This window comes from Microbispora sp. NPDC046933 (genome assembly GCF_040644635.1).
Lineage (GTDB): Bacteria > Actinomycetota > Actinomycetes > Streptosporangiales > Streptosporangiaceae > Microbispora.
The window spans coordinates 223,193-246,570 of sequence record NZ_JBEYWW010000004.1; the positions used below are offsets into that span (position 1 = coordinate 223,193).

At 70.7% G+C, this 23,378-nt stretch carries 23 protein-coding genes; 12 read left to right on the forward strand and 11 right to left on the reverse strand.

The genetic code is table 11. The features are described 5' to 3' along the window. Positions 1–43: 43 nt before the first annotated feature. The 3 genes from ABZ857_RS07350 to ABZ857_RS07360 form a co-directional block, all read right to left on the reverse strand. Positions 44–466: a nuclear transport factor 2 family protein gene (locus tag ABZ857_RS07350; protein WP_357038957.1), complete on the reverse strand. Its 423-nt coding sequence runs from the start codon at positions 464–466 to the stop codon at positions 44–46. Positions 467–647: 181 nt separating this feature from the next. Further along, positions 648–2,051 carry an aldehyde dehydrogenase (NADP(+)) gene (locus tag ABZ857_RS07355; RefSeq protein WP_357038960.1) on the reverse strand — a complete coding sequence of 468 codons (1,404 nt, stop codon included), beginning with the start codon at positions 2,049–2,051 and terminating at the stop codon, positions 648–650. 13 nt (positions 2,052–2,064) lie between these two features. Next, the gene (locus ABZ857_RS07360) at positions 2,065–2,868 is read right to left on the reverse strand and encodes an NAD(P)-dependent oxidoreductase (protein WP_357038963.1); all 804 of its coding nucleotides are present in this window, start codon (positions 2,866–2,868) and stop codon (positions 2,065–2,067) included. Between the two features lie 281 nt (positions 2,869–3,149). Here ABZ857_RS07360 and ABZ857_RS07365 point away from each other — a divergent pair, with 281 nt between their 5' ends. From ABZ857_RS07365 to ABZ857_RS07375, 3 genes are read left to right on the forward strand one after another with little or no spacing between them, the layout of a single operon-like run. Further along, positions 3,150–4,052 (forward strand): 5-dehydro-4-deoxyglucarate dehydratase, encoded by a 903-nt coding sequence (locus ABZ857_RS07365; RefSeq protein ID WP_357038965.1) that lies wholly within the window; start codon positions 3,150–3,152, stop codon positions 4,050–4,052. A gap of 8 nt (positions 4,053–4,060) precedes the next feature. Next, positions 4,061–5,335 (forward strand): glucarate dehydratase family protein, encoded by a 1,275-nt coding sequence (locus ABZ857_RS07370; protein WP_357038968.1) that lies wholly within the window; start codon positions 4,061–4,063, stop codon positions 5,333–5,335. Beyond that, positions 5,332–6,453 (forward strand): hypothetical protein, encoded by a 1,122-nt coding sequence (locus ABZ857_RS07375; protein ID WP_357038971.1) that lies wholly within the window; start codon positions 5,332–5,334, stop codon positions 6,451–6,453. The genes ABZ857_RS07370 and ABZ857_RS07375 overlap by 4 nt, the downstream gene beginning before the upstream one ends. Positions 6,454–6,536: 83 nt before the next feature. Here the strand turns inward: ABZ857_RS07375 and ABZ857_RS07380 are convergent, their stop codons facing one another. The 3 genes from ABZ857_RS07380 to ABZ857_RS07390 all read right to left on the reverse strand — a co-directional run bounded on the left by ABZ857_RS07380 (position 6,537) and on the right by ABZ857_RS07390 (position 8,503). Further along, a complete protein-coding gene (locus ABZ857_RS07380; RefSeq protein WP_357038974.1) occupies positions 6,537–7,130 on the reverse strand; it encodes a hypothetical protein in 594 nt (197 codons plus the stop codon). A gap of 165 nt (positions 7,131–7,295) precedes the next feature. Beyond that, positions 7,296–7,895 (reverse strand): hypothetical protein, encoded by a 600-nt coding sequence (locus ABZ857_RS07385; protein ID WP_357038977.1) that lies wholly within the window; start codon positions 7,893–7,895, stop codon positions 7,296–7,298. Between the two features lie 104 nt (positions 7,896–7,999). Then, positions 8,000–8,503, reverse strand: a complete 504-nt coding sequence (locus ABZ857_RS07390) for a hypothetical protein (protein WP_357038980.1) — start codon at positions 8,501–8,503, stop codon at positions 8,000–8,002. 301 nt (positions 8,504–8,804) lie between these two features. Between ABZ857_RS07390 and ABZ857_RS07395 the strand changes: the two genes are divergently transcribed. After that, on the forward strand, positions 8,805–12,062 hold the full coding sequence (locus tag ABZ857_RS07395) for a BTAD domain-containing putative transcriptional regulator (RefSeq protein ID WP_357038982.1): 3,258 nt from the start codon (positions 8,805–8,807) through the stop codon (positions 12,060–12,062). A 30-nt stretch (positions 12,063–12,092) separates the two neighbouring features. After that, a complete protein-coding gene (locus ABZ857_RS07400) occupies positions 12,093–13,652 on the forward strand; it encodes a DHA2 family efflux MFS transporter permease subunit (RefSeq protein WP_357038985.1) in 1,560 nt (519 codons plus the stop codon). 5 nt (positions 13,653–13,657) lie between these two features. Here ABZ857_RS07400 and ABZ857_RS07405 read toward each other — a convergent pair whose 3' ends face one another. The 4 genes from ABZ857_RS07405 to ABZ857_RS07420 form a co-directional block, all read right to left on the reverse strand. Then, positions 13,658–14,155, reverse strand: a complete 498-nt coding sequence (locus ABZ857_RS07405; RefSeq protein ID WP_357038988.1) for a DUF402 domain-containing protein — start codon at positions 14,153–14,155, stop codon at positions 13,658–13,660. A gap of 50 nt (positions 14,156–14,205) precedes the next feature. Then, positions 14,206–15,891, reverse strand: coding sequence for a ribonuclease J (locus ABZ857_RS07410; RefSeq protein WP_357038991.1), 1,686 nt, complete (start codon positions 15,889–15,891; stop codon positions 14,206–14,208). 98 nt (positions 15,892–15,989) lie between these two features. Then, the gene (gene dapA / locus ABZ857_RS07415) at positions 15,990–16,904 is read right to left on the reverse strand and encodes a 4-hydroxy-tetrahydrodipicolinate synthase (protein ID WP_357038994.1); all 915 of its coding nucleotides are present in this window, start codon (positions 16,902–16,904) and stop codon (positions 15,990–15,992) included. A gap of 277 nt (positions 16,905–17,181) precedes the next feature. Beyond that, complete coding sequence (locus tag ABZ857_RS07420; protein WP_357038997.1) at positions 17,182–17,394, reverse strand: hypothetical protein; 213 nt, start codon at positions 17,392–17,394, stop codon at positions 17,182–17,184. A 221-nt stretch (positions 17,395–17,615) separates the two neighbouring features. On the opposite strand from ABZ857_RS07420, the gene ABZ857_RS07425 reads away from it, so the two are divergent. From ABZ857_RS07425 to ABZ857_RS07455, 7 genes are all read left to right on the forward strand, one after another. Beyond that, entirely contained in the window at positions 17,616–18,353 is a 738-nt protein-coding gene (locus ABZ857_RS07425; protein WP_357039000.1) for a GntR family transcriptional regulator, read from the forward strand. 52 nt (positions 18,354–18,405) lie between these two features. Next, on the forward strand, positions 18,406–19,080 hold the full coding sequence (gene radC / locus ABZ857_RS07430) for a DNA repair protein RadC (protein ID WP_357039003.1): 675 nt from the start codon (positions 18,406–18,408) through the stop codon (positions 19,078–19,080). A gap of 105 nt (positions 19,081–19,185) precedes the next feature. Continuing rightward, positions 19,186–19,668 carry a GntR family transcriptional regulator gene (locus ABZ857_RS07435; RefSeq protein WP_357039006.1) on the forward strand — a complete coding sequence of 161 codons (483 nt, stop codon included), beginning with the start codon at positions 19,186–19,188 and terminating at the stop codon, positions 19,666–19,668. Between the two features lie 44 nt (positions 19,669–19,712). Further along, positions 19,713–20,192 carry a GntR family transcriptional regulator gene (locus tag ABZ857_RS07440; RefSeq protein WP_357039008.1) on the forward strand — a complete coding sequence of 160 codons (480 nt, stop codon included), beginning with the start codon at positions 19,713–19,715 and terminating at the stop codon, positions 20,190–20,192. Positions 20,193–20,691: 499 nt separating this feature from the next. Next, a complete protein-coding gene (locus tag ABZ857_RS07445) occupies positions 20,692–21,315 on the forward strand; it encodes a DUF6461 domain-containing protein (protein WP_357039010.1) in 624 nt (207 codons plus the stop codon). Positions 21,316–21,497: 182 nt separating this feature from the next. Then, entirely contained in the window at positions 21,498–21,656 is a 159-nt protein-coding gene (locus ABZ857_RS07450; RefSeq protein ID WP_357039013.1) for a hypothetical protein, read from the forward strand. Next, a complete protein-coding gene (locus ABZ857_RS07455; protein ID WP_357039016.1) occupies positions 21,653–21,889 on the forward strand; it encodes a hypothetical protein in 237 nt (78 codons plus the stop codon). Before ABZ857_RS07450 ends, ABZ857_RS07455 begins: the two co-directional genes overlap by 4 nt. 60 nt (positions 21,890–21,949) lie before the next feature. On the opposite strand, the gene ABZ857_RS07460 is transcribed toward ABZ857_RS07455, so the two are convergent. Beyond that, a complete protein-coding gene (locus ABZ857_RS07460; RefSeq protein ID WP_357039377.1) occupies positions 21,950–23,209 on the reverse strand; it encodes a serine hydrolase domain-containing protein in 1,260 nt (419 codons plus the stop codon). Positions 23,210–23,378 lie beyond the last annotated feature (169 nt).

Below are 23,378 nucleotides of genomic sequence, written 5' to 3' on the forward strand. Positions count from 1 at the left end.
CGGACCCGGAGGGGCCACGCGTCCGCGCTCGCGTCAGGATCAATCACAGGCTGAGGCGCGACAGCGGCAGCCCGAGCTGGAGATACAGCTCCAGCTGGTCGTAGAAGACCTGCTGGTTGACGATCATGCCGCCCTGGCACGCGAAGAACCAGCAGCACCGCACGCTGACATACCGCCCGGTGCCCTGGAGCACATCGCCCGTGGTGAGCGGGAACGGCCCGGTGTGCCTGCCGGTCCCCACCGCGGCGACCGCCGTGGCCTCGCCGGCCATGACCTTCTGCAACACCGTGACGTGCACGTCCGGGAACGCCTGCCAGATGGCGGTGTGATAGGAGGCCACGTCCGAGCGGCCCTCCACCGGCCCGCCCGGCCCCACCGCGACCGGCTTGGCGCAGAAGCACTCCATGACCCCGTCCAGGTCGTGGGCGTTGTACGCGCTGAAATATCGGTCCACCACGTCGACCACAGCGAGACCCCCGATTCCCGCACCTGGGAGTCCAGGCTATCGAGACGCCCCGCCGATCACCCGGGGCGGGCGTCCGGAGCGAGCAGGCGGACCTGCGCCCTTTCCCGCCGATATCCCGGCTGCCGCGTTTCCGCGCCGCTTCCCCGGAGCGGAAGCGGCGCGGAAACGCGCGCGGGCGGCGTCAGACGCGCGGGCGGCCGTCCACCCGTTGCGGCACGCCGAGGGGGTTGTCGTCGCGCAGCTCCGGCGGCAGCAGGTCGTGCGGCCAGTCCTGGTACGCCACGGGGGTCGTCCACCGTCTGATCGAGGCCGCGCCGACGGAGGTGTGCGCCGGGGCGGTGGAGGCGGGCCAGGGACCGCCGTGATGCATCGCCCAGCAGACGGCGACGCCGGTCGGCCAGCCGTTCCAGATGAGCCGCCCGGCCAGCCGGCGCAGGACCGGCACGAGGTCGCGGGCCTCCTCGGGCCCGGCCGCGTGGACGGTCGCGGTCAGCGACCCGGGCAGCCGGCGCAGCACGGCGGGCAGGTCGGCGGGGTCGCGGTAGCGGACGACGATCGCCGACGGGCCGAAGCACTCCTCCCCCAGCTCGGGCAGCCCGTCCGCGAACGCCTGCAGGTCGGCGGCGAAGACCTGCGGGGTGATGCCGTCCACCGCGCCCCCGCCGGCCAGCACGGGGAGCCGCTCGGCCAGCCGGCCGGACGCCCGCAGGTAGCCTTCGCGGATCTTGGCGGTCAGCATGGGCCCGCCGGTGGTGCCGGCGACCGCCTCGGCGACGGCCTGCTCGTACCCTCCTTCCGCGGGGACGAACAGCAGGCCGGGGTTGGTGCAGAACTGTCCCACCCCCAGCGTCAGCGAGGCCGCGAACCCGGAGGCCACCTCGGCGGGGTCGGCCGAGGGCAGCACGACGACCGGGTTGACGCTACCCAGCTCGCCGTAGAACGGGATGGGGTCGGGCCGCTCGTCGATCAGCTTCCGGATCGCCTTCCCGCCCGCGAGCGAGCCGGTGAAGCCGGCCGCCGTGACGAGCGGGTGCTGCACCAGCGGGGCCCCCGCCTCGAACCCGTGCACGAGCCCGAGCAGGTCGGGGTCGGGCAGGGCCTGCCGTACGACGGAGGCGGTCAGGTCGGAGGTGCGGGGATGCCCCTCGTGGGCCTTGACCACGACCGGGCAGCCGGCCGCGAGCGCCGACACCGTGTCGCCGCCCGCCACCGAGAACGCGAAGGGGAAGTTGCTGGCCGCGAAGACGGCCACGACGCCGAGCGGGTGGTTCATCCGGCGCACGTCGGGACGCGGCGGGGTGGCGCCGGGGTCGGGGTGGTCGATCACGGCCTCGACCCATCCGCCGTCCCGCAGGACGTCGGCGAACAGCCGGAACTGCGCGGCCGTGCGGGCGATCTCGCCGCGCAGCCGCGCCTCCGGCAGCCGGGTCTCCTCGGCGGCGGCCGGCCACAGCTCCTCGGCGTGCTTGAGCAGGGCGTCGGCGACGCCTTCGAGCACGGTGGCGCGCTCGGCCGGGGGCGTCGTCCGCCACGCCTCGCCCGCGGCGGCGGCCCGCTCGACCGCTCCCTGAACGGCATGGTTCACCTGGTTGGTCACCTCATCCCCCCGCCGTGAGGTTCTCGACGTCGTAGCGGGGGCCGCAGAACGCCCCGCCGACCAGCGAGTGCGGCAGCTCGCCGAGGTCGGGCTCACCGTGCTCGGCGATCAGCTTCTCGGCGTAGGCCTCCGAGTCGTCCTTGGGCTCGTAGCCGATGGCCCGGCCCTCCTCCAGTGACCACCAGCGGCGCGTGTTGGCCGACACGCCCCACACCACGTGGAAGCCGTCGGCCGCCAGCGACGCCTCGACCAGCCGGGCGCAGTCGTCCGGGGACAGCCAGGTCGACAGCATGCGTACGTCCTTGGGCTGCTCGAAGCACGATCCGATGCGCAGGCAGGTCACCTGCATGCCGTACCGGTCGTGGTAGAGCGAGCCGAGCGCCTCCTTGGTCACCTTGCTCACGCCGTAGAAGGTGTCCGGGCGCGGGAACAGGTAGTCGGGGGCCTCGCCGGCGCTGCGCGGGAAGAACCCGACCGCGTGGTTGCTGCTGGCCAGCACGACGTGGCGCACTCCGGCCCGCCTCGCGGCCTCCAGCACCACGTAGGTGCCGTTGATGTTGACCTGCAGGATGTCCGCCCACGGCTGTTCGAGGCTGTGGCCGCCCAGGTGGAGCACCGCGTCCACGCCGTCCATCGCCGCGTCCATCGCCTCCGGGTCGGTGATGTCGGCGGTCACCGCCTCCTCACCCCGCCCCGCCTCCAGCGGGACGACGTCGAGCAGGCGCAGCACGCGCCCCTCCCTGGCCAGCCGGGGTCGCAGCAGGGTGCCGACGCCGCCCGCCGCGCCGGTCATGAGAATTCGCATGTGCCTCAGTCTCCCAGCAATCCCTGAGTGTTCACAAGTACGGGCATGATTCACATATCTGACCCGAGATCGCTTCTTGACCCACCCGCCGCCGGCCGGCGGCGCGGTGGCGGACCTCGCCTGAAGGCCGCCCAGGCGTCCGACGGCCGCCACTACGGCGGGGCAGACCAGCGGCCCGGCCAGAGGCTGACGAAGTTGACTTTCGCGGAATCACCCAGCTAGCTTCGTGGACATATTTAAGAACTTTGTCCATGTATATGGACACCCGAGGGAGTGGGCGGATGCAGCTCGACGGCGTTCTCTTCTTTCCGGTCACACCGTTCGGCACGGACGGTGAGCTGGCCGAGGACGTGCTGGCCAAGCACGTGATCCAAGGGGTGACCGAGGGCGCGGGCGGGGTGTTCGCCGCCTGCGGCACGGGCGAGTTCAACGCCCTGGGCATCGACGAGTACGCGCGGGTGGTGCGGATCGCCGTCGAGTCGACCGGCGGGCGGGTCCCCGTCCTGTCCGGCGCCGGCGGCTCGCTCCCGTTCGCCCGGGAGTGCGCGCGCAGGGCCGCCGAGGCGGGCGCGGACGGCCTGCTGCTGCTGCCGCCCTACCTGGTCAGCGCCCCCGCCGACGGGCTGGTGCGCTACGTCCGCGAGGTCGCGGCGTCCACCGACCTGCCGATCATCGTCTACCAGCGGGCCAACGCCCGCTTCACGGCCGCCGCCGCGGCGGCGCTGACCGGGATCCCCAACGTCGTCGGGTTCAAGGACGGCCTCGGCGACATCGACGCCATGCAGCGCATCGTCCTCGCCGTACGGGAGGCGAGCGACCGCGACTTCACCTTCTTCAACGGGCTGCCGACAGCGGAGATGACCGTGCCCGCCTACCGGGGGATCGGCGTGAGCCTGTACTCCTCCGCCGTGTTCTGCTTCCTCCCCGAGGTGGCGCTGGCCTTCCACAAGGCCGTGACCACCGGGGACGACGACCTCGTCCGGCGTCTGCTCGCCGGTTTCTACCGCCCGCTGGTCGAGCTGCGCGACCTCGTGCCCGGCTACGCCGTCTCGCTCGTCAAGGCGGGCGTCGCCCTGCGCGGCCTCGACGTGGGCCGGGTGCGGCCGCCGCTGGTCGACGCGGCCCCCGAGCACGTCGCCCGGCTGGAGAAGCTGATCGCGACCGGACTGGACATCGTCGGGTGAGGAGCCGGATGAGGATTCGCGAGATCAACGTCACGCCGGTCGCCTTCCGCGACCCGCCGCTGCTCAACGCCGCCGGTGTCCACGAGCCGTGGGCGCTGCGCACGGTCGTCGAGGTCGTCACCGACGAGGGGCTGACCGGCCTGGGGGAGACCTACGGCGACCTCGACCACCTCGTGCGGGTGCGGGCCGCCGCCGAGGCGCTGATCGGCCACGACGTCTACGGCCACAACGCGATGTACGCCACCGTGGCCGGTCTCGTCGGGGCCGACGTCGTCACCGACCTGCACGGCCTGACCGGCACCTCCTCGCGGGCCAAGACCGTCGACCGGATCTTCTCCCCCTTCGAGGTCGCCTGCCTGGACATCCGCGGCAAGGCGGCGGGCCGGCCCGTCGTGGACCTGCTCGGCGGCAGGGTGCGCGACGCCGTGCCGTACAGCGCCTACCTGTTCTACAAGTGGGCGGGCCATCCGGGCGCGCCGGAGGACGGCTTCGGCGCCGCACTCGACCCCGAGGGGGTGGTCGAGCAGGCCCGCCTGCTGATCGGCCGGTACGGCTTCCGCTCGATCAAGCTCAAGGGCGGCGTGTTCCCGCCCGAGCAGGAGGTCGAGGCGATCCGCGCGCTGCGGGACGCCTTCCCCGAACACCCGCTGCGCCTCGACCCCAACGCCGTCTGGAGCGTGGAGACCTCGATCCGGGTGGGCCGCGAGCTCGACGGCGTGCTCGAATACCTGGAGGACCCCACCGAGGGCATCGAGGGCATGGCCCGGGTCGCGGCCGAGGTGCCGATGCCGCTCGCCACGAACATGTGCGTCGTCACCCCCGAGCACATCCCTCCGGCCGTACGCCAGGGAGCCATCGGCGTGCTGCTCACCGACCACCACTACTGGGGCGGTCTGGTGCGCTCGGCGCACATCGCCACGCTGTGCGAGACCTTCGGCATCGAGCTGTCCATGCACTCCAACTCCCACCTCGGCATCAGCCTGGCCGCGATGACCCATCTTGCCGCCGCCACCCCGGCGGTCACCCACGCCTGCGACACCCACACCCCCTGGCAGGACGGCCAGGACGTGGTCGCCCCATCTTCGGGCGGTAAAGGCGGGCTGCGGTTCGTGAACGGCGCGGTCCCGGTGCCGGACGGCCCGGGGCTCGGGGTGGAACTCGACCGCGACGCCCTCGCAATCATGAACGAGCAGTATGAGAAGTGCGGGGTCCGCTCCCGCGACGACACGACGTACATGAGGTCCGTCGACCCGTCCTTCTCCGCACGGAGGCCACGCTGGTGAACGTCATCTACGCCTACCCCTGGGACATCGTCGGCGACCCCGGCGCCGCCGCCCGCCTCAAGGCGCTCGGCGTCGACGCCGTGGCGCTCGCCGCGTCCTACCACACCACCCGCGCGGCGACCCCCGCCCATCCGGCCCACCGGCTGGTCGAGGCGCGGCACGCCGCCTGCTACGTCCCCGTACGCGAGGAGGCGTGGAAGGGCAACCGGCTGGTGCCGGGCACACCGTCGTGGATGGCGTCGGCCGACCCGTTCGGTGAGGCCAGGGACGCCCTGCGCGCCGCGGGCCTGCCGGTCCAGGCGTGGACCGTGCTGACCCACAACACGCTGCTCGGCTCGGCCAACCCCGACCTGGTCGTCACCAACGCCTTCGGTGAGCTCTATCCGTACGCGCTGTGCCCGGCGGCGGCCGACGTGCGCGACTACTGCCGCACGCTGGTCCACGAGGTCGTCGAGGCCGGCGACCCGGACGCGCTGATCCTGGAGGCGTGCGGCGCGCTCGGCTTCCGCCACGGCGGCCACCACGAGAAGACCGACGGCGCGGACTGGTCGCCCGCGCAGATCGCGCTGCTGTCGCTGTGCTTCTGCGCGGGCTGCGTACGCCGCTACGAGGCGGCCGGGCTGGACGTCGCCGAAGTGCGAGCCCGGGTCAGGGCGGGCGTCGACGGCGCGCCGGGCTCGGTCGAGGACGCGCTCGGCGACCTGGCCGTCCCGATGCGCGACCTGCGCGCAGGGCTGGCGGGCGAACTGCGCGACCTGCTGCTCGCCGAGGCCAGGGCGGTGCGGCCGGACCTGAAGATCGCCCTGCACGCCAACGCCGACCCGTGGGCGACCGGCCCGTTCGCGACCGTCCCCGAGGGGGTGGACGTGGACCTGCTCGTCGGCAACTGCTGGAACGCCCCCGAGGTGGACGAGGCCGGGCTGCGCGCCCTGGGCCGGCTCGGCCCGCGCGTGGGCGCGTACGTGCTGGCCCTGCCCCCGCGCCCGGCGGACGGCGCGGCGCTGTCGTTCCTGGCCGAGGCCTACACGGCGGCCGGCGCCGCCGAGATCCACTGGTATCACGGCGGCCTCGCCTCCGCGGCCCGGCTGAAGGCGATCGCGGAGGCCGTCCGCCGCTGACCGCCTGCCGGCGGAGCCGCCCGCCATGCCCGGAACCCGCTCACCGCACCGTTCCGGGCATGGCGGGCCACGTGTCCCTGACCTCAGCCGAGGCCGGCGAACGGCTGGACGGCCCGTAGGCGGACGTGCAGGGTGCAGTCGCCGGCTCCGTTGCCGGGGGAGGAATTGATCGTTCCGGTGCTGTCCAGCGTCTTCAGCTGGTCCAAGGTGTACGGCCCCCACCACTGCCAGGTCCGGCAGACGTCCTCGTCACCGCTCAACTCGTCGAAGTCCCGGAAATGGATGTAGGTTTTGATCGACTCGTTGTGCCTGACCTTGACGCGGAACCTGTTGTTCGGCTTCCGATAATCCGTCCCACAGGACGAATATGTCTCAGCCGAGCACATGTGGGCGTCGGCGAAGGCGTACGTCGTGTCCTCGAGCATGCCGCGCAGGCAACTCTTGTTGTCTTCCCACCAGAAGTAATAGTCGGGGGTGCTGGTCCCCGGGCACGCCCCGGGAGCGCCGCCCCACGTGCCGAGGTTCCGGTACGGATAGGGATCGCTCTTTCCCGAACTGGACTGAGCGAAGATCGTGCCGTACACCTCGGCCCGATCACAGTTCGACGCTATTGCCTCGCAGTCGTCCACGGAGTTGAGCCGCACATCGGCGAACTCCACTTCGACCACGTAACCCATGACGCGGAACGGAGGATCCGCGGCCGCGATCGCGGACCCTTGCGGTGACACTCCCAGGAGCAGGGCTGCACCCACCGCTCCCAGGCGGAGGATGTGCGGTGTGAGTTTGACTGGCATGAATTCCCCATCCTCGTCCAGGGTGTTTCGATTGAGCTCCGCGCGGCGTCAGGCCATGCGCAGCCAGGCTCGGTACAGGCTCGAGTGGTCGTCGAACTCCAAACGCGGAAGCCAGCCCGACTGGGTCGTCACCCATTCGCTGTCGGTGCCTATGAAATCGTCGTTCGCGAGTCTGGCGTCGAGGCTGGCGCTCATGGCCTGCCTCATCTTCTCGCTCGTGTACGCCTTGTCCGCGTGCCGGTAGTCCTGCCAGTAGTTGTTCATGGCGAAGGCGAGGCTGTTGATCTCGCTCTGCCCGAGATCAGGATTGACGTCCTCTTCGACCAGTGTCACCACCACGAGCGAATTGTTGGGGGCATAGGAGGTGACGAGATGCTGCGGCTTCGACACATATCCGGTGTCCACGTTGTCGTCCCACCAGGACTTGCGGACCCTGGTGGTCATGTTGGTGCCGTCAGGCCGTCCCACGAACACGACGAAGTACGGGCTGTCGTCCCCGTCCTCCGCACTGGCCATGTAGCACTTGAACTCTTCGAATCTGAGTCCGCCGGCGGCGGCGGCCGGCGGCGCCGGCAGAACCAGCCCGGCCATCACGGCAAGCACGGCTGTAGCCGCGCGGAAAGATCGCCTGATCGTTCTTGTCGGCATCGGAACTCCGCTCTCGAATACGGCAGCGCCCCTCAGGTAGAGCGGCCAAGAAAACGCGACGGGAACTCGCCTCGCCGCGTGTTATCCCTGTGGCGCCGGCCGTGTCAGTGGTAGTCGTTGGGAGAGGTTCTGACCGTTCCGGAAAAGGTGGTCATGTCCAGCGTCCAGTTTGCGTTCGTCTTCGCCGCGTAAGCCCTGGAGATCTGATAATCGGCGACGCCCGGGGACGGGTCCCACCCAGCGGGATGGATGGCCTCGGCCTGGGCGGTCGGCAGGTAATCGCCCACCAGGTCCTGATTGGTGTAGAAGCTTTCCCAGGACATCTTCGACTGCGCGGCGGTCACCGTGTAGGTGTTGGACGGGTGGGTGTTCCGGATCCTGACTCGCGCGCCTTTCGAGACGTGCCCGTCGTCCGCCACCGCCCAGCGGACGCAGGACTGAATCTGGAGACCGGGCAACTTGTCGTCGCCGAATCCGTCGACCGGCCCCCAATAACCGCACGTCTCTCCACTGCTCAAGACCTTGGGACCGGCGAAGGCCGGCAGCGTGGTGGAGAAAGAAACCGCGCAGATCGCGGCCACGACGGCGGACTTCCTGAAAACCATCATCCTCTGCACCTTTCCTGGTGATCACGGCTCCGAAGAACACACATGCGCCTCGACGGGAAATTCCCTGCCGAGACACCGGGTTCCGGCACGGCATTCCAGCGACGAGAGCGGATTCACCCGGCGCCGGTATCCCTGTGAATACGACCCCTTCTTCCTTTTCGAGACCCAGCCTGCGGCCTCCCGTAGCGTGAGAGTCAACAAGTCCGGCCCATCACGTCGTACGGCGGCCGTGCCGGGTCAGGAGGCCGGGTCAGCGGCTACCCCCTGCATCGACGCGCGGCGTTGCGGGACAATCATGGGCATGCGGTTCGGCATCCTCGGCCCGACGGAGGCGCGGCCCGACGGCGAGCGCCCGGTCCCGGTCGGCGGGCCCGGGCTGCGGGCGCTGCTCGGCCTGCTGCTCCTCAACGCGGGGCGGGTGGTCACCACCGACCGCCTGATCGACGGCCTGTACGGCGCCGAACCTCCGTCCGGGGCGGCCAACGCGCTGCAGGCCCAGGTGTCGCGGCTGCGCCGGCACCTCGCCGGCCTCGGCGGCCTGGGCGACCTGGTCGTGCGGGAACCAGCCGGCTACCGGCTGGCGGTGGACCCGGACGACGTGGACGCCTCGCGCTTCGAACGGCTGGCGGCCGAGGGGCGGCGGGCGCTCGACGCGGGCGACCCCGCCCGGGCCGCCGATCTCCTCGGCGCCGCGCTCGCGCTGTGGCGCGGGCCGGCGCTCGCGGACGTGCCCGACGCGCCGTTCGCGCCCGCACAGGCGGCCCGGCTGGAGGAGCTGCGCCTGTCGGCGGCCGAGGACCTCGCCGAGGCCGGCCTGGCCCTCGGGCGGCATCGCGACCTGCTGTCCGAGCTGCAGGAACGGGTCGCCGCCCACCCGCTGCGGGAGCGCTCGCGCGGGCAGCTCATGCGCGCGCTGTACGCGGCCGGCCGCCCGGCGGAGGCGCTGGCCGTCTTCGAGGACGCCCGGCGGGTCCTCGCCGACGAGCTGGGCGCCGACCCGGCGGCCGAGCTGTCCGCGATCCACCTCGCCGTGCTGCGCTCCGATCCGGCCCTCGCTCCCGCCTCCACCGCCGTACCCGGCGGGCGGCCGGTCCCGCTCACCTCTCTCGTGGGCCGCGCCGCCGAACTGGAGCGCATCGACGCGCTGCTCGCCGAGGCGCGGCTGGTGACGCTCACCGGTCCGGGCGGCACCGGCAAGACCCGGCTGGCGATCGAGGCGGCCGCCCGGTGGCCGGGCGAGGTCTGCCTCGTGGAACTGGCCCCGCTCACCGACGGCGCCGACGTGCCGCAGGCCGTGCTCGGCGCGCTCGGGCTGCGCGAGACCGCCGTGGCCATCCCCACTCCCGGCACTCGGCACGGCACCGCCGATCCCGTCGCCCGCCTGGTCGCGGCCCTCACCCTGCGGCCGATGCTGCTCGTGCTCGACAACTGCGAGCACGTCGTGGAGGAGGCGGCCCGGCTCGCCGACCGGCTGCTCGCCGCGTGCCCCGCCCTGCGCGTGCTGGCCACCGGACGGGAGGCGCTCGGCATCACCGGCGAGCGCCTGTGCCCGGTTCCCCCGCTGCGGGTCCCTCCGCCCGGCAGTGAGCCCGCCGTCGAAGACGCGCTCGCCTATCCGGCCGTGCGGCTGTTCGCCGAACGGGCGGCCGCCGTACGGCCCGGCATCGCCTTCGGTCCCGGCGATGTCGAGCACGTGCTGCGGATCTGCCGGGCGCTGGACGGGCTGCCGCTGGCCGTCGAGCTCGCCGCGGCGCGGCTGCGCTCGCTGCCCCTGGCTCAGATCGCCGCCCGGCTGGGCAGCGACGACGGCGACCCCGTGGCGGAGGGCGATGCGCCCCGCTTCGCGTTGCTGTCCCGCGGCAGCCGTACGGCGCAGCCGCGCCACCGGACGCTGCGCGCGGTCGTCGAGTGGAGCTGGGACCTGCTCGACGAGCCGGAACGCGCGCTCGCGCGGCGGCTGACGGTGTTCGCGGGCGGCGCGACGCTGGAAGCCGCCGAGCGGGTGTGCGGTCTGCCCGACACCGACGGCGTGCTCGCCTCCCTGGTGGACAAGTCCCTCGTCGAAGTGGTGGACGACCGCTACCGGATGCTGGAGACGATCCGGGCGTTCTGTGCCGAACGGCTGACCGAGGCCGGCGAGAGCGAGCCCATGCGGAAGGCCCACCTCGCGTACGTCCTGGACCTGGCCACGACAGCCGACCCGCACCTGCGCGGCCCCCGCCAGATCGAGTGGCTGCGCCGGCTGGACGGCGAGCACGAGAACCTCACCGCCGCGCTGCGCCGGGCCGCCCGCGCGGGCGACGTGGAGGGCGGGCTGCGGCTGCTGTCGGCCATAGCCGGCTACTGGATCCTGCGCGGCCTGCGTGGGGAGGCGGCCAGGCCGGCCGCCGAACTGCTCGGCAGGATCGGCTCCGCGCCGCCCGAGGGGCTGGAAGAGGAGTACATCGTGTGCGCCTGCCTCGTGGCCTGGGGCGGAATGAGCGGCCCCGGCCTGGACACCCGCGTGGCCGAGGCCGTCCGCCGGACCTACACCCTGCCCATGCCGCCCCGGCAGCCGTTCCTCCTCGTTCTGCACGCCTTGATCAACGGCCCGCCCCCGCGGGAGGAGTTCCACGACATGGGGGGCCTGTTCGACGCGCTCAAGCGCGATCCGTGGACGCAGGCGCTCAGCCGCTTCAGCCTCTCTTATCTGAAGATGTTCGACGGCCGGCTCGCGGAGGCGGAACAGGAGCTCGCCGAAGCGCTCCGAGAGGCGCGTTCCATCGGCGACCTGTGGGTCCTGGTGATCATCCTGTCCGCGGTGGCGGACATCGCCGACCGGCGGGGAGATCACGAACAGGTCGAGGCGCTGGTGAACGAGGCGCTCGAGCTGGCCGAGCGGCTCGGCGCGACGTCGGACGTCGCGGAGACCCTCTGCCGGCGCGCCTGGGCACGGATGCGCTCCGGGCGCGTGGACGCCGCGAAAGACGACTACGACCGTGCCGCCGCGCTGTCCCGCCGCACGGGCGCCCCGGAGGTGCTCGCCGCGGCGCTCCTCGGGCTCGGCGAGCTCGCCAGGCTGGACGGCGACATGGCCGGGGCCCGGCGCCGGTACGAGGCGGCCCTGGCGGAGTGCACGACCGCGTGGTTCAACGTCGAGGAGACGCGCTCGCGCGTCTACCTCGCGCTCGGCTGGGCCGCGCAGAACTCCGAGTCGGCCGCCGAGGCGCTGGCGTGGCACCGCCGCGCCCTCACCACCATGCCCGGCACCCGCCGCAGCTTCGGGATGACCGCCGCGGTCGCGGAGGGAGTCGCCGGTGTCGCGCTGCTGGAGGGGGATCCCGGCCGGTCCGCGTGGCTGCTGGGCGTGGGCGCCGCCCTGCGCGGGGCCCCGGCCGCGGGCGACCCGGACGTCGCCCGGGTCGAGGCACACTCCCGGGCCGCCCTCGGCGGCGACGCGTTCGACCGGGCGTACGGCCAGGGCATGGCGTACGCGCGCGAGCGGATGGCGATCACCGCGGACACGGATGCGGCGGCGCTGACCATCGTCGAAGGGCACCTGTCAGCGCTCGGTGGGTGATCCGTCAGCGTACGGGCGGACGCTGCGGGCATGAACGACACCTCTCGTAAGTGGGGCACGCTGGTCATCGCCTGCCTGGCCGTGCTCCTGCTGTCCATCGACCTCACCGTGCTGCACCTCGCCCTTCCGAAACTGGGCGAGGACCTGGCGCCCACGGCCACCCAGTTGCTGTGGATCGCCGACATCTACGGCTTCGCGCTGGCCGCGCTGCTCATCACCATGGGCAACCTCGGCGACCGGATCGGGCGCAGGCGCCTGCTGCTCATCGGCCTGGCCGCCTTCGGCGCGACCTCGCTGCTGACGGCGTACGCTCCGAACGCCCCGCTGTTGATCGCCGCCCGCGCCCTGCTCGGGGTGGCCGGCGCGACGATCATGCCTTCGACGTTGTCGCTGGTCCGCAACGTGTTCCCCGACCCGAAGGAGCGGACCACGGCCGTCGGCATATGGAGCAGCGTCTCCGCCGTGGGGTTCGCCCTCGGGCCCATCGTCGGCGGCCTGCTGCTCGACCACTTCTGGTGGGGCTCGGTGTTCCTGATCAACGTGCCCGTCGTCGTGGCCGTCCTGGCCGCCGGGCTCGTCGTGCTGCCCGAGTCGCGCAACCCCCGTCCCGGCAGGCTCGACCTCGTCAGCGTCCCGTTGTCCGCCGTGGGCGTGCTCGGTCTGATCTACGCGATGAAGGAGGCCGCGACCGGCGGTGTCGCGCAGGTTCCCGTGATCGCCGCGGCGGTGATCGGGATCGCCGCGCTGGTCGTGTTCGTCCGCCGACAGACCCGGCTGGCCGAGCCCCTGATCGATGTGGCGTTGTTCCGGCGGCGCGCGTTCGCGGCCACGGTCGGCGCCCAACTGGTCGCGATCTTCGCGATGCTCGCCATGTCGGTGGTCTTCGCTCAGTATTTCCAGCTCGTCATGGGCTGGTCGCCGCTGACCGCCGGGCTCGCCGGCATGCCGGGCGGCCTCGCCGGAGGCGTCGGCGGCGCGCTGTCGGGGGTGCTCGTGCACCGGTGGGGACGCGGGCCGGTCGTCAGCCTCGGGCTGGCGCTGACCGCGATCGGATTCATCCTGTTCAGCCGGATCGACACCGAGACGCCCTACCTCTACATGCTCGTCGCCATGCTCATCCAGGGCGTCGGCATGGGCTTCACGTTCGCGGTGACCGGCGACACGCTGCTCGCCTCCGTGCCCAAGGAGCGGGCCGGCGCGGCGAGCGCGATCTCGGAGACCGCTCAGGAGATGGGCGGCGCGCTCGGCATCGCCGTGCTCGGCACGGTGCTGACCACCGCCTACCGCAGCGGCCTGGTGCTTCCGCCCGGGCTGCCCGACGACGCGGCGGCCGAGGCCCGCGACACACTGGCGGGCGCGCTGAAGGCCGCCGCCGCGCTCCCGGGCGACGCCGCGGGGGCCGTCGCCCGGGCCGCGCGGCAGGCGTTCGTCGAGGGCATCCACGTCACCGTGCTGACCGGCGCGGCCATCCTGCTCGTGCTCGCGGTCGCCGCGCCGTTCGCGCTGCGCGGCGTGCCCAAGGTGATCCCGGAGACCGGGGATGACATCGGCGGGCAGGAGCCCGCCGAAGGCGCTGTCACGGTCCGCTGAGGCGCTCAGGTCACGCGAGAGAGCCAGCGGTCGTGGGCGCCGCCGAAGGGGCCGGTCCGCGCGCCCACGGCCTCCATCAGCCAGGCGGCCGACCGCTCCGCCTGCCGGATGATTTCCTCCGGGTACGCGTACCGCACCTGGTGCTCGGCGAACTCGTCCTCGTCGTCCAGGATCAGCCGGCCGTCGCGCATCCGGAGCACGTCGAGGTCGAGGTCGGCCATGGTGATCCGGCCGTCGCCGCGGACGGGCACCGTCGTGATGTCGCAGTAGATCTCCGCCTTGTGCGGCGGGGCGTTGAACGCCGCCGTCCACCACGCGTCGCGGGGAAACAGGATGACGGACGCGAACTCGAAGACCGTGGGGGGCTCATGTCCCCGCTGAGCGATCATCCCGGAGGGACAACCGGCCCAGACGCCGTGCTCGTCCTCACCCAGCACCCGGGCGTGGTGGTGCCAGTGCAGCGATCCGCCGTACTTGCGGTAGATGATCCTCACCTCGGACACGGGCGGGACGCTACGCCACGCCCGTCTCCGAGTACAACGGGATTTGTTCCCTAGACCTCGACGACCACCGGAATGATCATCGGGCGTCGGCGGTAGGTGTCGCTCACCCAGCGCCCCACCGTACGCCGGATGGTCCGGCGGATCTGCATCTCGTCGGCCACCCCCGACGCGGCGACCTCCTGCAGCGCGGCCTCGATCTGCGGGATGACCGCGTCGAACGCGTCGGGGTCGATGCCCGAGCCGCGCGCGGTGATCTCCGGTCCCCCGGTGAGCTTCCCGGTGGTGGAGTCCACCACCACGACGATGGAGATGAACCCCTCGTCGCCCAGGATGCGCCGGTCCTTGAGCGCCACGTCGGTGATGTCGCCCACCGAGGTGCCGTCCACGAAGACGTACCCGCACGGGACCGCGCCGGTGATCCTCGCCTGGCCGTCGACGAGGTCCACGACCACACCGTCCTCGGCGATCACGATGTTCTCCGTGGGCACGCCGGTCAGCTCGGCCAGCCGGGCGTGCGCCCGCAGGTGCCGCCACTCCCCGTGCACCGGCATGAAGTTGGACGGCTTGGTGAGGTTGAGCACGTACAGCAGCTCGCCCGCGGCGGCGTGGCCGGAGACGTGCACCCGCGCGTTGCCCTTGTGGACCACCCGCGCGCCCCAGCGGTTGAGGCCGTTGATGACCTTGCTGACGGCCGTCTCGTTGCCCGGCACGAGCGACGAGGCGAGCAGGACGGTGTCGCCCTCGGCGATCCTGATCGGGTGGTCGCGGTTGGCCATGCGCGACAGCGCCGCCATGGGCTCGCCCTGGGAACCGGTGCAGATCAGCACCACGTCCTCCGGCGGCCACTCCTCGATCTCCCGGGAGTCCACGAGCAGGCCCCCGGGCACCTTCAGGTAGCCGAGCTCCCGCGCGACGCCCATGTTGCGGACCATCGACCTGCCGATGAGCGCGACCTTGCGGCCGTGCTTCTCGGCGGCGTCCATGATCTGCTGCACGCGGTGGATGTGCGAGGCGAAGCTCGCCACGATGATCCGCTTGGACGCGCTGCGGAAGACGTCGTCGATGACCGGCGCGATCTCCCGCTCGCTGGTGACGAAGCCCGGCACCTCCGAGTTGGTGGAGTCGGACATCAGCAGGTCGACGCCCTCGGCCCCGAGCCGGGCGAACGCCCCGAGGTCGGTCAGCCGCCCGTCCAGCGGAAGCTGGTCCATCTTGAAGTCGCCGGTGTGCAGGACGAGGCCCGCCGGGGTGCGGACCGCCACGGCCAGCGCGTCGGGGATCGAGTGGTTGACCGAGACGAACTCGCACTCGAACGGCCCGAACGAGCGCCGCTCGCCCTCGATCACCTCGACCTTGACCGGCTGCATCCGGTGCTCGGTCAGCTTGCTCTCGATGAGCCCGAGCGTCAGCCGCGAGCCCACGATCGGGATGTCGCGCCGCTCCCGCAGCAGGTACGGCACCGCGCCGATGTGGTCCTCGTGGGCGTGCGTGAGCACGAGCGCCTCGATGTCGTCGAGCCGCCCCCGTATGTAGTCGAAGTCGGGCAGGATGAGATCGACGCCCGGCTGGTCAGGCTCGGGGAACAGCACGCCGCAGTCCACCACGAGCAGGCGGCCGTCGTACTCGAACACCGCCATGTTGCGGCCGATCTCGCCGAGACCGCCCAGCGCGACGATGCGCAGGCCGTTCTCCGGCAGCGGCGGAGGCGGCCCTAGTTCGGGATGCGGATGACTCATTCCGCGCCCTCCGCCCCGCGCTCGCAGTGCGCGCTCACGCGCGGTTCCCTATCTTCGTTTCTTCTGTTCAACTCGCTCATTCGGCTCCATCTGCTGATCTAATCCACAAGCTTGAGGCCCCCCGTGATGAGGTCCTCCCGAAGCGCCGTGACCTGCTCCTCCGTGGCGTCCACGAGCGGCGGCCGGACGTAGCCCGCGTCCTGGCCCACCAGCTTCAACGCCGCCTTGACCATGATCGCGCCCTGGGTGCGCGTCATGATCGCCGAGACCACCGGAAGGAGCTGACGGTGGACGGCCAGTGCGTTCTCGACATCACCGGACCGGTAGGAGTCGACCATCGAGGCCAGCTCGGCGCCCACCACGTGGCCCACCACGCTGACGTATCCCGCCGCGCCGACCGAGAGCCACGGAAGGTTCAGCAGGTCGTCGCCGGAGTAGAAGACGAGGTCGGTGGAGGCCATCACCTGCGAGCCCGCGAACAGGTCGCCCTTGGCGTCCTTGACCGCGGCGATGCGCGGATGCTCGGCCAGCCGGAACAGGGTCTCGATCGTGATGGGCACCCCGGCGCGGCCCGGGATGTCGTACAGCATCACCGGAAGGCCGGTCGCGTCCGCGACGGCCGTGAAGTGCCGGAGCAGACCCTCCTGCGGCGGTTTGTTGTAGTAGGGGGTCACCACCAGGAGACCGTGCGCACCCGCGCGCTCGGCGGCCTTGGCCAGCTCGACGCTGTGCCGCGTGTCGTTGGTGCCGGCGCCGGCCACGACGGTGGCCCGGTCGCCCACGGCCTCGACGACCGCGCGGAGGATGCGGTCCTTCTCCTCGTCGGAGGTGGTGGGGGACTCCCCCGTGGTGCCGCTGACGACCAGGCCGTCGTTGCGCTGCTCGTCCACGAGATAGGCGGCGAGCCGCTGGACGCCCTCGTAGTCGACGGCGCCGTCAGAGGTGAACGGCGTGACCATCGCGGTCAGCGTGCGGCCGAAGGGGGCGTCGGAGGTTCCAGTAGGCGATGCCATAGACCGAACGGTACCCGGATCCGCAGGAGTGATGGACCTCGCCACCCCGTTATGTCCAGTACGGCCTGCGGCACCGCCGCGGACAGCGGAAGAGGCCGCCGATATGTGCTCGGGGGTACACACATCAGCGACCTCTAACCGGGAATCGCCGCGCCTTACGCGGACGTTACACGCCGGTGGCGAAATTTTTCCGGAAGGCCGCGAACTGCGGCTTCTGCACCCCTGGGGTGACTTCAGGGGCCGATGGCAGGGCCTCGGCGGAAAACACCGTGGCGGATCAGCGGACCTCCCCGGAGAGGAGCCTCACCCACAGCCCCTTCATCCGCGCGGCGACGAGCCGCTCGGTCTCACGGATCTCCATCTTCTTGCCCCTTTTCGTCCGCCGGATGAACCACAGCCCGCCCGCCGAGCACAGCTCGTAGATCGTCGCCTTGCACTCACACGTGTGGCGGTGCACCCGCACGCGGTCGCTGCGGTTGGTGGGCTTCATCCACGCGATCGGCTTGTGCCCGTCCCAGGGAGGGCCGGCATGGATGCCGTGATAGGGCGGCGGGAGGGGAATATCGGCACCTGGCCGCTTAGCGGCACAATCACCCATTAGCAGCCCTTTCAGCAGGCAAAGTTGGAGTCACAGACCAACGCCGTCACTCTCGGTGGCCCAGCGAATACGCCAAGATTTGGAGGACCCGTCACCCCCTCAGGGATGGATTGATGGCAAACTCTGATCCGGTCTACCTGCGCGTAGTCGAGGACATTCGCCGCCAGATCGTCGACGGCACGCTCCCCCCGGGCGCACCGATCCCCTCGCGGCACCAGATCACCCGGAAGTACAGCGTCGGAGAGACGGCCGCCCGTCACGCGCTGCGCGTGCTCGCCCAGGAGGGCCTCATCATCGGCCGGGTGGGCTCCGGCCACCGGGTGCGGGAGAAACCGATCCTGCTCCCGCTCCACCGCAGCCGCCTCCCCGAACCGCACGCCGCCTTCGCCAGCGACATGCAGGCGGGCGGGCGACAACCCAGCTGGAGCTGGCGCAGCGAGCTCGCCGACGCCCCTCCCGACATCGCCCATCGGCTGCGCGTCGGGGAATGCAGCCCGGTGATCAGAACCCGCTACGTCTTCCGTGGGGACGGCCGCCCGGTGCAGTTGCTCACCTCGTACGAACCGGTCGAGCCCGGGCAGAGCCAGGCGCCCGAGGAGGGCACGTACGAACGCCGGAGCGCGGCCTTCCGGCTCGCGGCGAGCGGCCTGCCGCTCACCGAGATCAGCGAGACCGTGCTCATCCGCGTCCCCCAGCCGACCGAGAGCGATCTGCTGGAGTTGCCCGCCGGCGTCCAGGTGCTCCAGATCGAGCGCACGTACTGGGCCGGGGATCGCCCGGTCGAGACCAGCGACGCCGTGGTGCCCGGCGACCGGTTCCGCCTGGTCTACGGCATTCCCAGCCCCCTCTGACTGTCGGTGCCCGCTGGTACAACCGATCCGGATCCCCCATCCGGAGGTGCCGATGCGCGTCAAGGACATGCCCCTGGCCGACCAGCCGCGTGAGCGGCTGCTGGCGTCGGGAGCCGCGGCGCTCGCCGACAGAGAGCTGCTCGCCCTGCTGCTCGGCTCGGGCAGCAGGGGCGTGAGCGCCGTCGAACTGGCCTCCCAGCTCATCGCCCACTGCGGCGACCTCGGCGAGCTGGCCCGCTCCGAGGCCCATCGGCTGCTCGCCGTCCCTGGTGTGGGCCCAGCCAAGGCCGCCCGCGTGGCGGCCGCGTTCCATCTCGTACGGCGGGCCCAGGCGGAGCCGGAGCGAAGCCGGATCACCTGCTCGGCCGACATCGCTTCGGCTGCCGCTCCCCTGTTGCACGGGCAGCCGCGCGAGCGGCTGGTCGTGGTCGTGTGCGACGGCCGCGGCGCGGTGCTGCGCCGGACAGTGGTCACCGAGGGCGGCAGCGACCACACCCCAGCACCCGTCCGCGACATCGTCACGACCGTCCTCCTCTCCGGCGGGGCCGCCTTCGGCCTCGCCCACAACCACCCGAGCGGATCGCTCGACCCCAGCCCCGCCGACGTCGAGGTCACGGCCCGCCTCCACGAGGCCGCCGACACCGTCGGCCTCCGCTTCCTCGACCACGTGATCGTCACCGACACCGCCTGGCGCCGTGTCCCTTGGCCTCCTGCGGAACATGCATAGTTGCATAGTACGTCTAGTTGTATTGCGTTGCCCAGGACAAAACACAACGCCTAATCAGACATAGCCATACAGATACCGTCGTAATGGGTCGTCTAGGCTTCGGGCGTGCTCGACCACGACGGTGACACGCATCTGTACGTGCAGATCGCCGAGATCATCCGGCAACAGATCCAGCGAGGCGACCTCCCGCCTGGACACCCCATTCCGAGCGAGGCCGCCATCCAGAGTGAGTTCGGCGTGGCCCGGACCACGGCACGGCGCGCCTTCCACATGCTGCGGGAAGAAGGCCTGATCTACACGGTGCAGGGCGAGGGCACGTTCGTGACCTCACCGGACACCGCGCCGCGAGAGCCGCGGAAGGTTCCGATGTACCGGAAGATCGCAGACGACATCGTCCAGGGAATTCGCAACGGCGACCTGCGGCCGCGTCGTCCCATACCAAGCGAGACGGCGCTGGTCCAGAAGTACGAGGTGGCACGCGAGACGGTACGCAGGGCGATCGGTCGTCTCCGCGAGCAGGGCTGGGTCTACACCGTCCCGCAACGAGGGACTTTCGTCTCACAGGAGGACAAGTGGCCGGCGGATTAGCGGTTTCCGTCGTCTAGTCGTCTGGATCCGTCTACCGTCGACTTATGCTCGACCGCGATGGGCCGGTACCCGTCTACAAGCAGATCGCCGGACTGATCCACGAACAGATCCGCCGAGGCGAGCTGGTCGAAGGTGATGCCATCCCAAGTGAGGCCGAAATGGAGGCCGAGTACGGAGTGGCCCGTCTGACGGCACGGCGAGCCGCCCGGGAACTTAGGGAGCTCGGCCTCGTACACACCGTCCAGGGCGAAGGAACCTTCGTAGGAGACGGCACCACATACCGCCCTCGGCGTAAACCGCTCCTACGCGAGCTGATCGCCCAGGAGATCGCGGAGCGGATCCACCGCCGGGAACTGAAACCGAATCGGCCGATCCCAAGCGAGAAGTCGCTCATGCAGCAGTACGGCGTGGCGAAGATGACCGTCCGACAGGCCGTCGGGCTCCTTCGAGATCAGGGCTACGTCTTCACCGTCCCCCATCGAGGTTCCTACGTCTCTCCGCAGGAGAACTGGCCGGAGGGCTGAGTTGCCACCGACAGCATGCCGCCGTACCCCACGCCAGCCGGATCGGGCGCCTACCGCAATTGGGCGCTCTCGCGCCCGGGCTGCGCTGAACCGGATTAATGAGAATGAACTTCGTCCCGGCGACCCGAAGGGGCGGACCTGGGGAGCAGTCCAGCTCCCGGAGAGACGCAAGGCATGCCGGGCGGCAAAGGTGGTCGGGGACTGCGACGAGTTCCCCTTCAACTCGGTGAAGGAGGGCCCCGGATAGGGAGACGGTAACTTCTCCGTCCGCGGCGTACCGGCGAAAAACAACAAGAGTGACGGCTGGTACCTCTCGGTGTTTTACGCTCGCTACCGCCTGCTTCTACCGGAAGGCGCAGCGCGGCCTAACGGCGACCGGTTCTGGGTGAGCGTCAAGGGCACGCCGACACCCTGATTCCACGAATCCTCGAGGGACCGCCGCCCGGCTCACTGGCCGGGCGGCGGCCTGCACATCATTCAACCAGGAGGGCGGATCGGCTTGAAGCCAACCGAGAGGCTGTACCACCTGCTCCGGTTGTACGACGACAGCGATGTTTCGATGCAGCAGTTCCACGCCGTATGGTGCGAAGGCATTTCCGTCGAAGATGCCGTTCTCCTCCTGAACGCCGACCCGAATACCGCCATGCCGGACCGTTTCGGTGGGTGGGGGCCCGGATCCGACGGGAGTGGAGACGAGGTCGGCGGCTTGCTTGCGGGGACGATGGATGCCTGGGTCGTGCTGATCGGCGACTACCGCTGCAGCGAAGACGACACTCTGACGGCTTTATCGGGGAACAACAGACGCACGCTGGGAATCAGCTGGGACCTACATGGCGATAACACGTTGAAATACGCCAGGAACGGCGAACTGATCACCGTCCTCGACATCCTCGACACGGGCTACCGATCCGGCCGCGACCCGGACGCGCTTGATCCTTACCTGCACAACCTGCGCTTCAACACAGACGAGCAGAAGCCTGGGGAGCCTGCGGTCGATCCGCGCGAGAGTTTCACCTCCGCGCTGACCGCAATCGGCAGGATGGTCGGTCGCGAGATCGACAAGGAATGGCTGGACTCCACACACAACTCCTACACCGTACGAGCGGACGAGTCCGATTGGTGAAGGCTGGACAACTGGCGACGTGCCGAGCGACACCGTCCTGCGGGTGACGAGAGTACGGCGGCATCGCGGAGCGCACATCGAGTTGTCTGACGTGAGACGACCAGTTCATACGCCGTTTTACGTACGCGCACAGCCCTCCGGGGGTGGATGCCGGGGCTGGCCGCGGCTGCCAGGCTGCGGCCATGCGCAGGCGAACGGCATGGGTGGCCTTCATCGTCGCGGTTGTCACCACTTCGGTGCTGGTCTATCCGTACCTGGGTCTCGATGCCGACGACAGCCGCCTCGATGTCCGCGACGGCCTCCACTACTACGTTCTGGTCGGTCATATCGGTACTGGATGATGCGCAACTACGCCTTGACGTTCCTCGCGGTCACCGCGCGCATCCTCGTTCCCCTGCTCCTGCTGGTCCAGCTCCCGCTTCGGGGGGCCGATCCGGGATCGATGGGAGAACTCGCGACCTCGGTGATCCCGATCGGCCAGACGCTGGGCTGGGTCGTCAACCTGGTCGTGGTCGAGACCACCATCAGGCGGCGCCGTCGCCTGCCCGAAGCCCGCCTGGCCGCCGGACAGTGACGTCGGGTCCGGTCAGCACATCGGGTTCGGAATCCGCAGTACGAGGGGAATCTCAGCCGCTCATGGTGCGAAGGCGGCGGTGATGATCTGGTTGACCAGGGCCATGTCGTTGCCTCCGCCTGTGACGGGGTTGAAGCAGTACACCAGGCGGCGGCGAAGGTCGGAGGTGGTGAACATGCCGTCGGTGTAGCCGTAGGTGCTGCCGGTCTTGCCCCATACGGTCACGCCCGGGCGGCCGTCGCTGCCGGGAATCGTGACGCGCATCAAGCCCGCACTGTAGTAAGCCTTGCCATGACCCGGGTCCTTGTCGGATCCGCCCAGGTAGGGCACACCGGGCACGGCGAGCAGTTCCTTCATCTGGGCCGGCGCCAGGAGCCGCCCCCGGAACAAGGCGGTCAGGAAGCCGTCGAGGTCGGCGGTGGTCGAGATCATGCCGCCCGCGCCGGGGTTCTGCTCGGTCACGTCGACCAGCTTGCTCTCTCCGTCTTGGGGGACGGCGAGGTAGCCATGAGCGTGGGGGCCGGGGATGGTGGGGTCGGTCTCGGGAGCGGTGGTGTGCCGCAGGTGCAGCGGGCGCAGGATGCGCCGGGTGATCTCCTGCTGGTAGCTGTGTCCGGTGAGCTTCTCGACGAGCATTCCTGCGACGTAGTAGCCGGTGGCTCCGTAGACCTGCATGCTGCCCGGCTCAGTGAAGGGCCGGTCATGACGGACGGCCTTGGCGACCAGCTCGGACAGCGGGTGGTCATCGAAGCGGTGCTGGACGATGGCGTCGGGCGTGGACGGCATGTCGTCGGCTGTCAGCTCGGGCAGGCTGCTGGTGAAGTTCAGCAAGGTGCGAACGGGGATCGGCGGGTAGTCGGCGGGCATTACGCCCGGAAGGTAGTGCTGCACGGGCTTGCCGAGGTCGACGCGGTGTTCGGCGGCCAGTTGCAGCACCACGGTGGCGATGAAGATCTTGGTGACGCTGCCGAGACGGAAGCGGCCGTCGAGCGGAACCGGCTGCTGCGTGGTGATGTCGGCGACTCCGTAGGTCCCCGTCCACTTCCCGGCGGGTCCGCTGACCCGTGCGAGTACGCCCGTCACTCGGTCGGGTGCGCTGGAGATCGCCTGCTGAAGCGCCTGGGGGTTCAGCTTCGGCAATGGGGAGTCGGCACGCCCGATTGTGGCAACCGGGTGCGTGGCAGGCGTGGCCGACGCGGGCGCGGCCACACCGATGACCACGGCGGCAGCGGCCGCGCACGACAGCACCGCCCACGTTCTTCTGCGTCGCCGCGACCCCAGGGCAATCGGACGATAGGTGGAAGAAGGCTCAAATGTCATGCGGAACAAGATCGCAGCTCCCCGGCTTGCCCGCCCTCAGGGATCATCCCGGACCCAGCCCCGAGCTGCCCCTGACCCGACCTCATGGCTGGCCGCGTCGACGCCACCCAAAAGATCGTCGCGCACACGGCTCCCAGGCGCCCGCCACGATCTCCGGGTGCCTCCGGTC

What these genes read in the sequence shown, in the direction of transcription:
- ABZ857_RS07360 (WP_357038963.1), bottom strand. Translation starts at nt 2,868, where the DNA reads ATGCGAATTCTCATGACCGGCGCGGCGGGCGGCGTCGGCACCCTGCTG.
- ABZ857_RS07385 (WP_357038977.1), bottom strand. Translation starts at nt 7,895, where the DNA reads ATGCCGACAAGAACGATCAGGCGATCTTTCCGCGCGGCTACAGCCGTG.
- ABZ857_RS07420 (WP_357038997.1), bottom strand. Translation starts at nt 17,394, where the DNA reads ATGAAGCCCACCAACCGCAGCGACCGCGTGCGGGTGCACCGCCACACG.
- ABZ857_RS07460 (WP_357039377.1), bottom strand. Translation starts at nt 23,209, where the DNA reads ATGACATTTGAGCCTTCTTCCACCTATCGTCCGATTGCCCTGGGGTCG.
- ABZ857_RS07425 (WP_357039000.1), top strand. Translation starts at nt 17,616, where the DNA reads ATGGCAAACTCTGATCCGGTCTACCTGCGCGTAGTCGAGGACATTCGC.
- ABZ857_RS07365 (WP_357038965.1), top strand. Translation starts at nt 3,150, where the DNA reads ATGCAGCTCGACGGCGTTCTCTTCTTTCCGGTCACACCGTTCGGCACG.
- ABZ857_RS07390 (WP_357038980.1), bottom strand. Translation starts at nt 8,503, where the DNA reads ATGATGGTTTTCAGGAAGTCCGCCGTCGTGGCCGCGATCTGCGCGGTT.
- ABZ857_RS07395 (WP_357038982.1), top strand. Translation starts at nt 8,805, where the DNA reads ATGCGGTTCGGCATCCTCGGCCCGACGGAGGCGCGGCCCGACGGCGAG.
- dapA (WP_357038994.1), bottom strand. Translation starts at nt 16,904, where the DNA reads ATGGCATCGCCTACTGGAACCTCCGACGCCCCCTTCGGCCGCACGCTG.
- ABZ857_RS07400 (WP_357038985.1), top strand. Translation starts at nt 12,093, where the DNA reads ATGAACGACACCTCTCGTAAGTGGGGCACGCTGGTCATCGCCTGCCTG.
- ABZ857_RS07455 (WP_357039016.1), top strand. Translation starts at nt 21,653, where the DNA reads ATGATGCGCAACTACGCCTTGACGTTCCTCGCGGTCACCGCGCGCATC.
- radC (WP_357039003.1), top strand. Translation starts at nt 18,406, where the DNA reads ATGCGCGTCAAGGACATGCCCCTGGCCGACCAGCCGCGTGAGCGGCTG.
- ABZ857_RS07410 (WP_357038991.1), bottom strand. Translation starts at nt 15,891, where the DNA reads ATGAGTCATCCGCATCCCGAACTAGGGCCGCCTCCGCCGCTGCCGGAG.
- ABZ857_RS07440 (WP_357039008.1), top strand. Translation starts at nt 19,713, where the DNA reads ATGCTCGACCGCGATGGGCCGGTACCCGTCTACAAGCAGATCGCCGGA.
- ABZ857_RS07450 (WP_357039013.1), top strand. Translation starts at nt 21,498, where the DNA reads ATGCGCAGGCGAACGGCATGGGTGGCCTTCATCGTCGCGGTTGTCACC.
- ABZ857_RS07380 (WP_357038974.1), bottom strand. Translation starts at nt 7,130, where the DNA reads ATGGGTTACGTGGTCGAAGTGGAGTTCGCCGATGTGCGGCTCAACTCC.
- ABZ857_RS07370 (WP_357038968.1), top strand. Translation starts at nt 4,061, where the DNA reads ATGAGGATTCGCGAGATCAACGTCACGCCGGTCGCCTTCCGCGACCCG.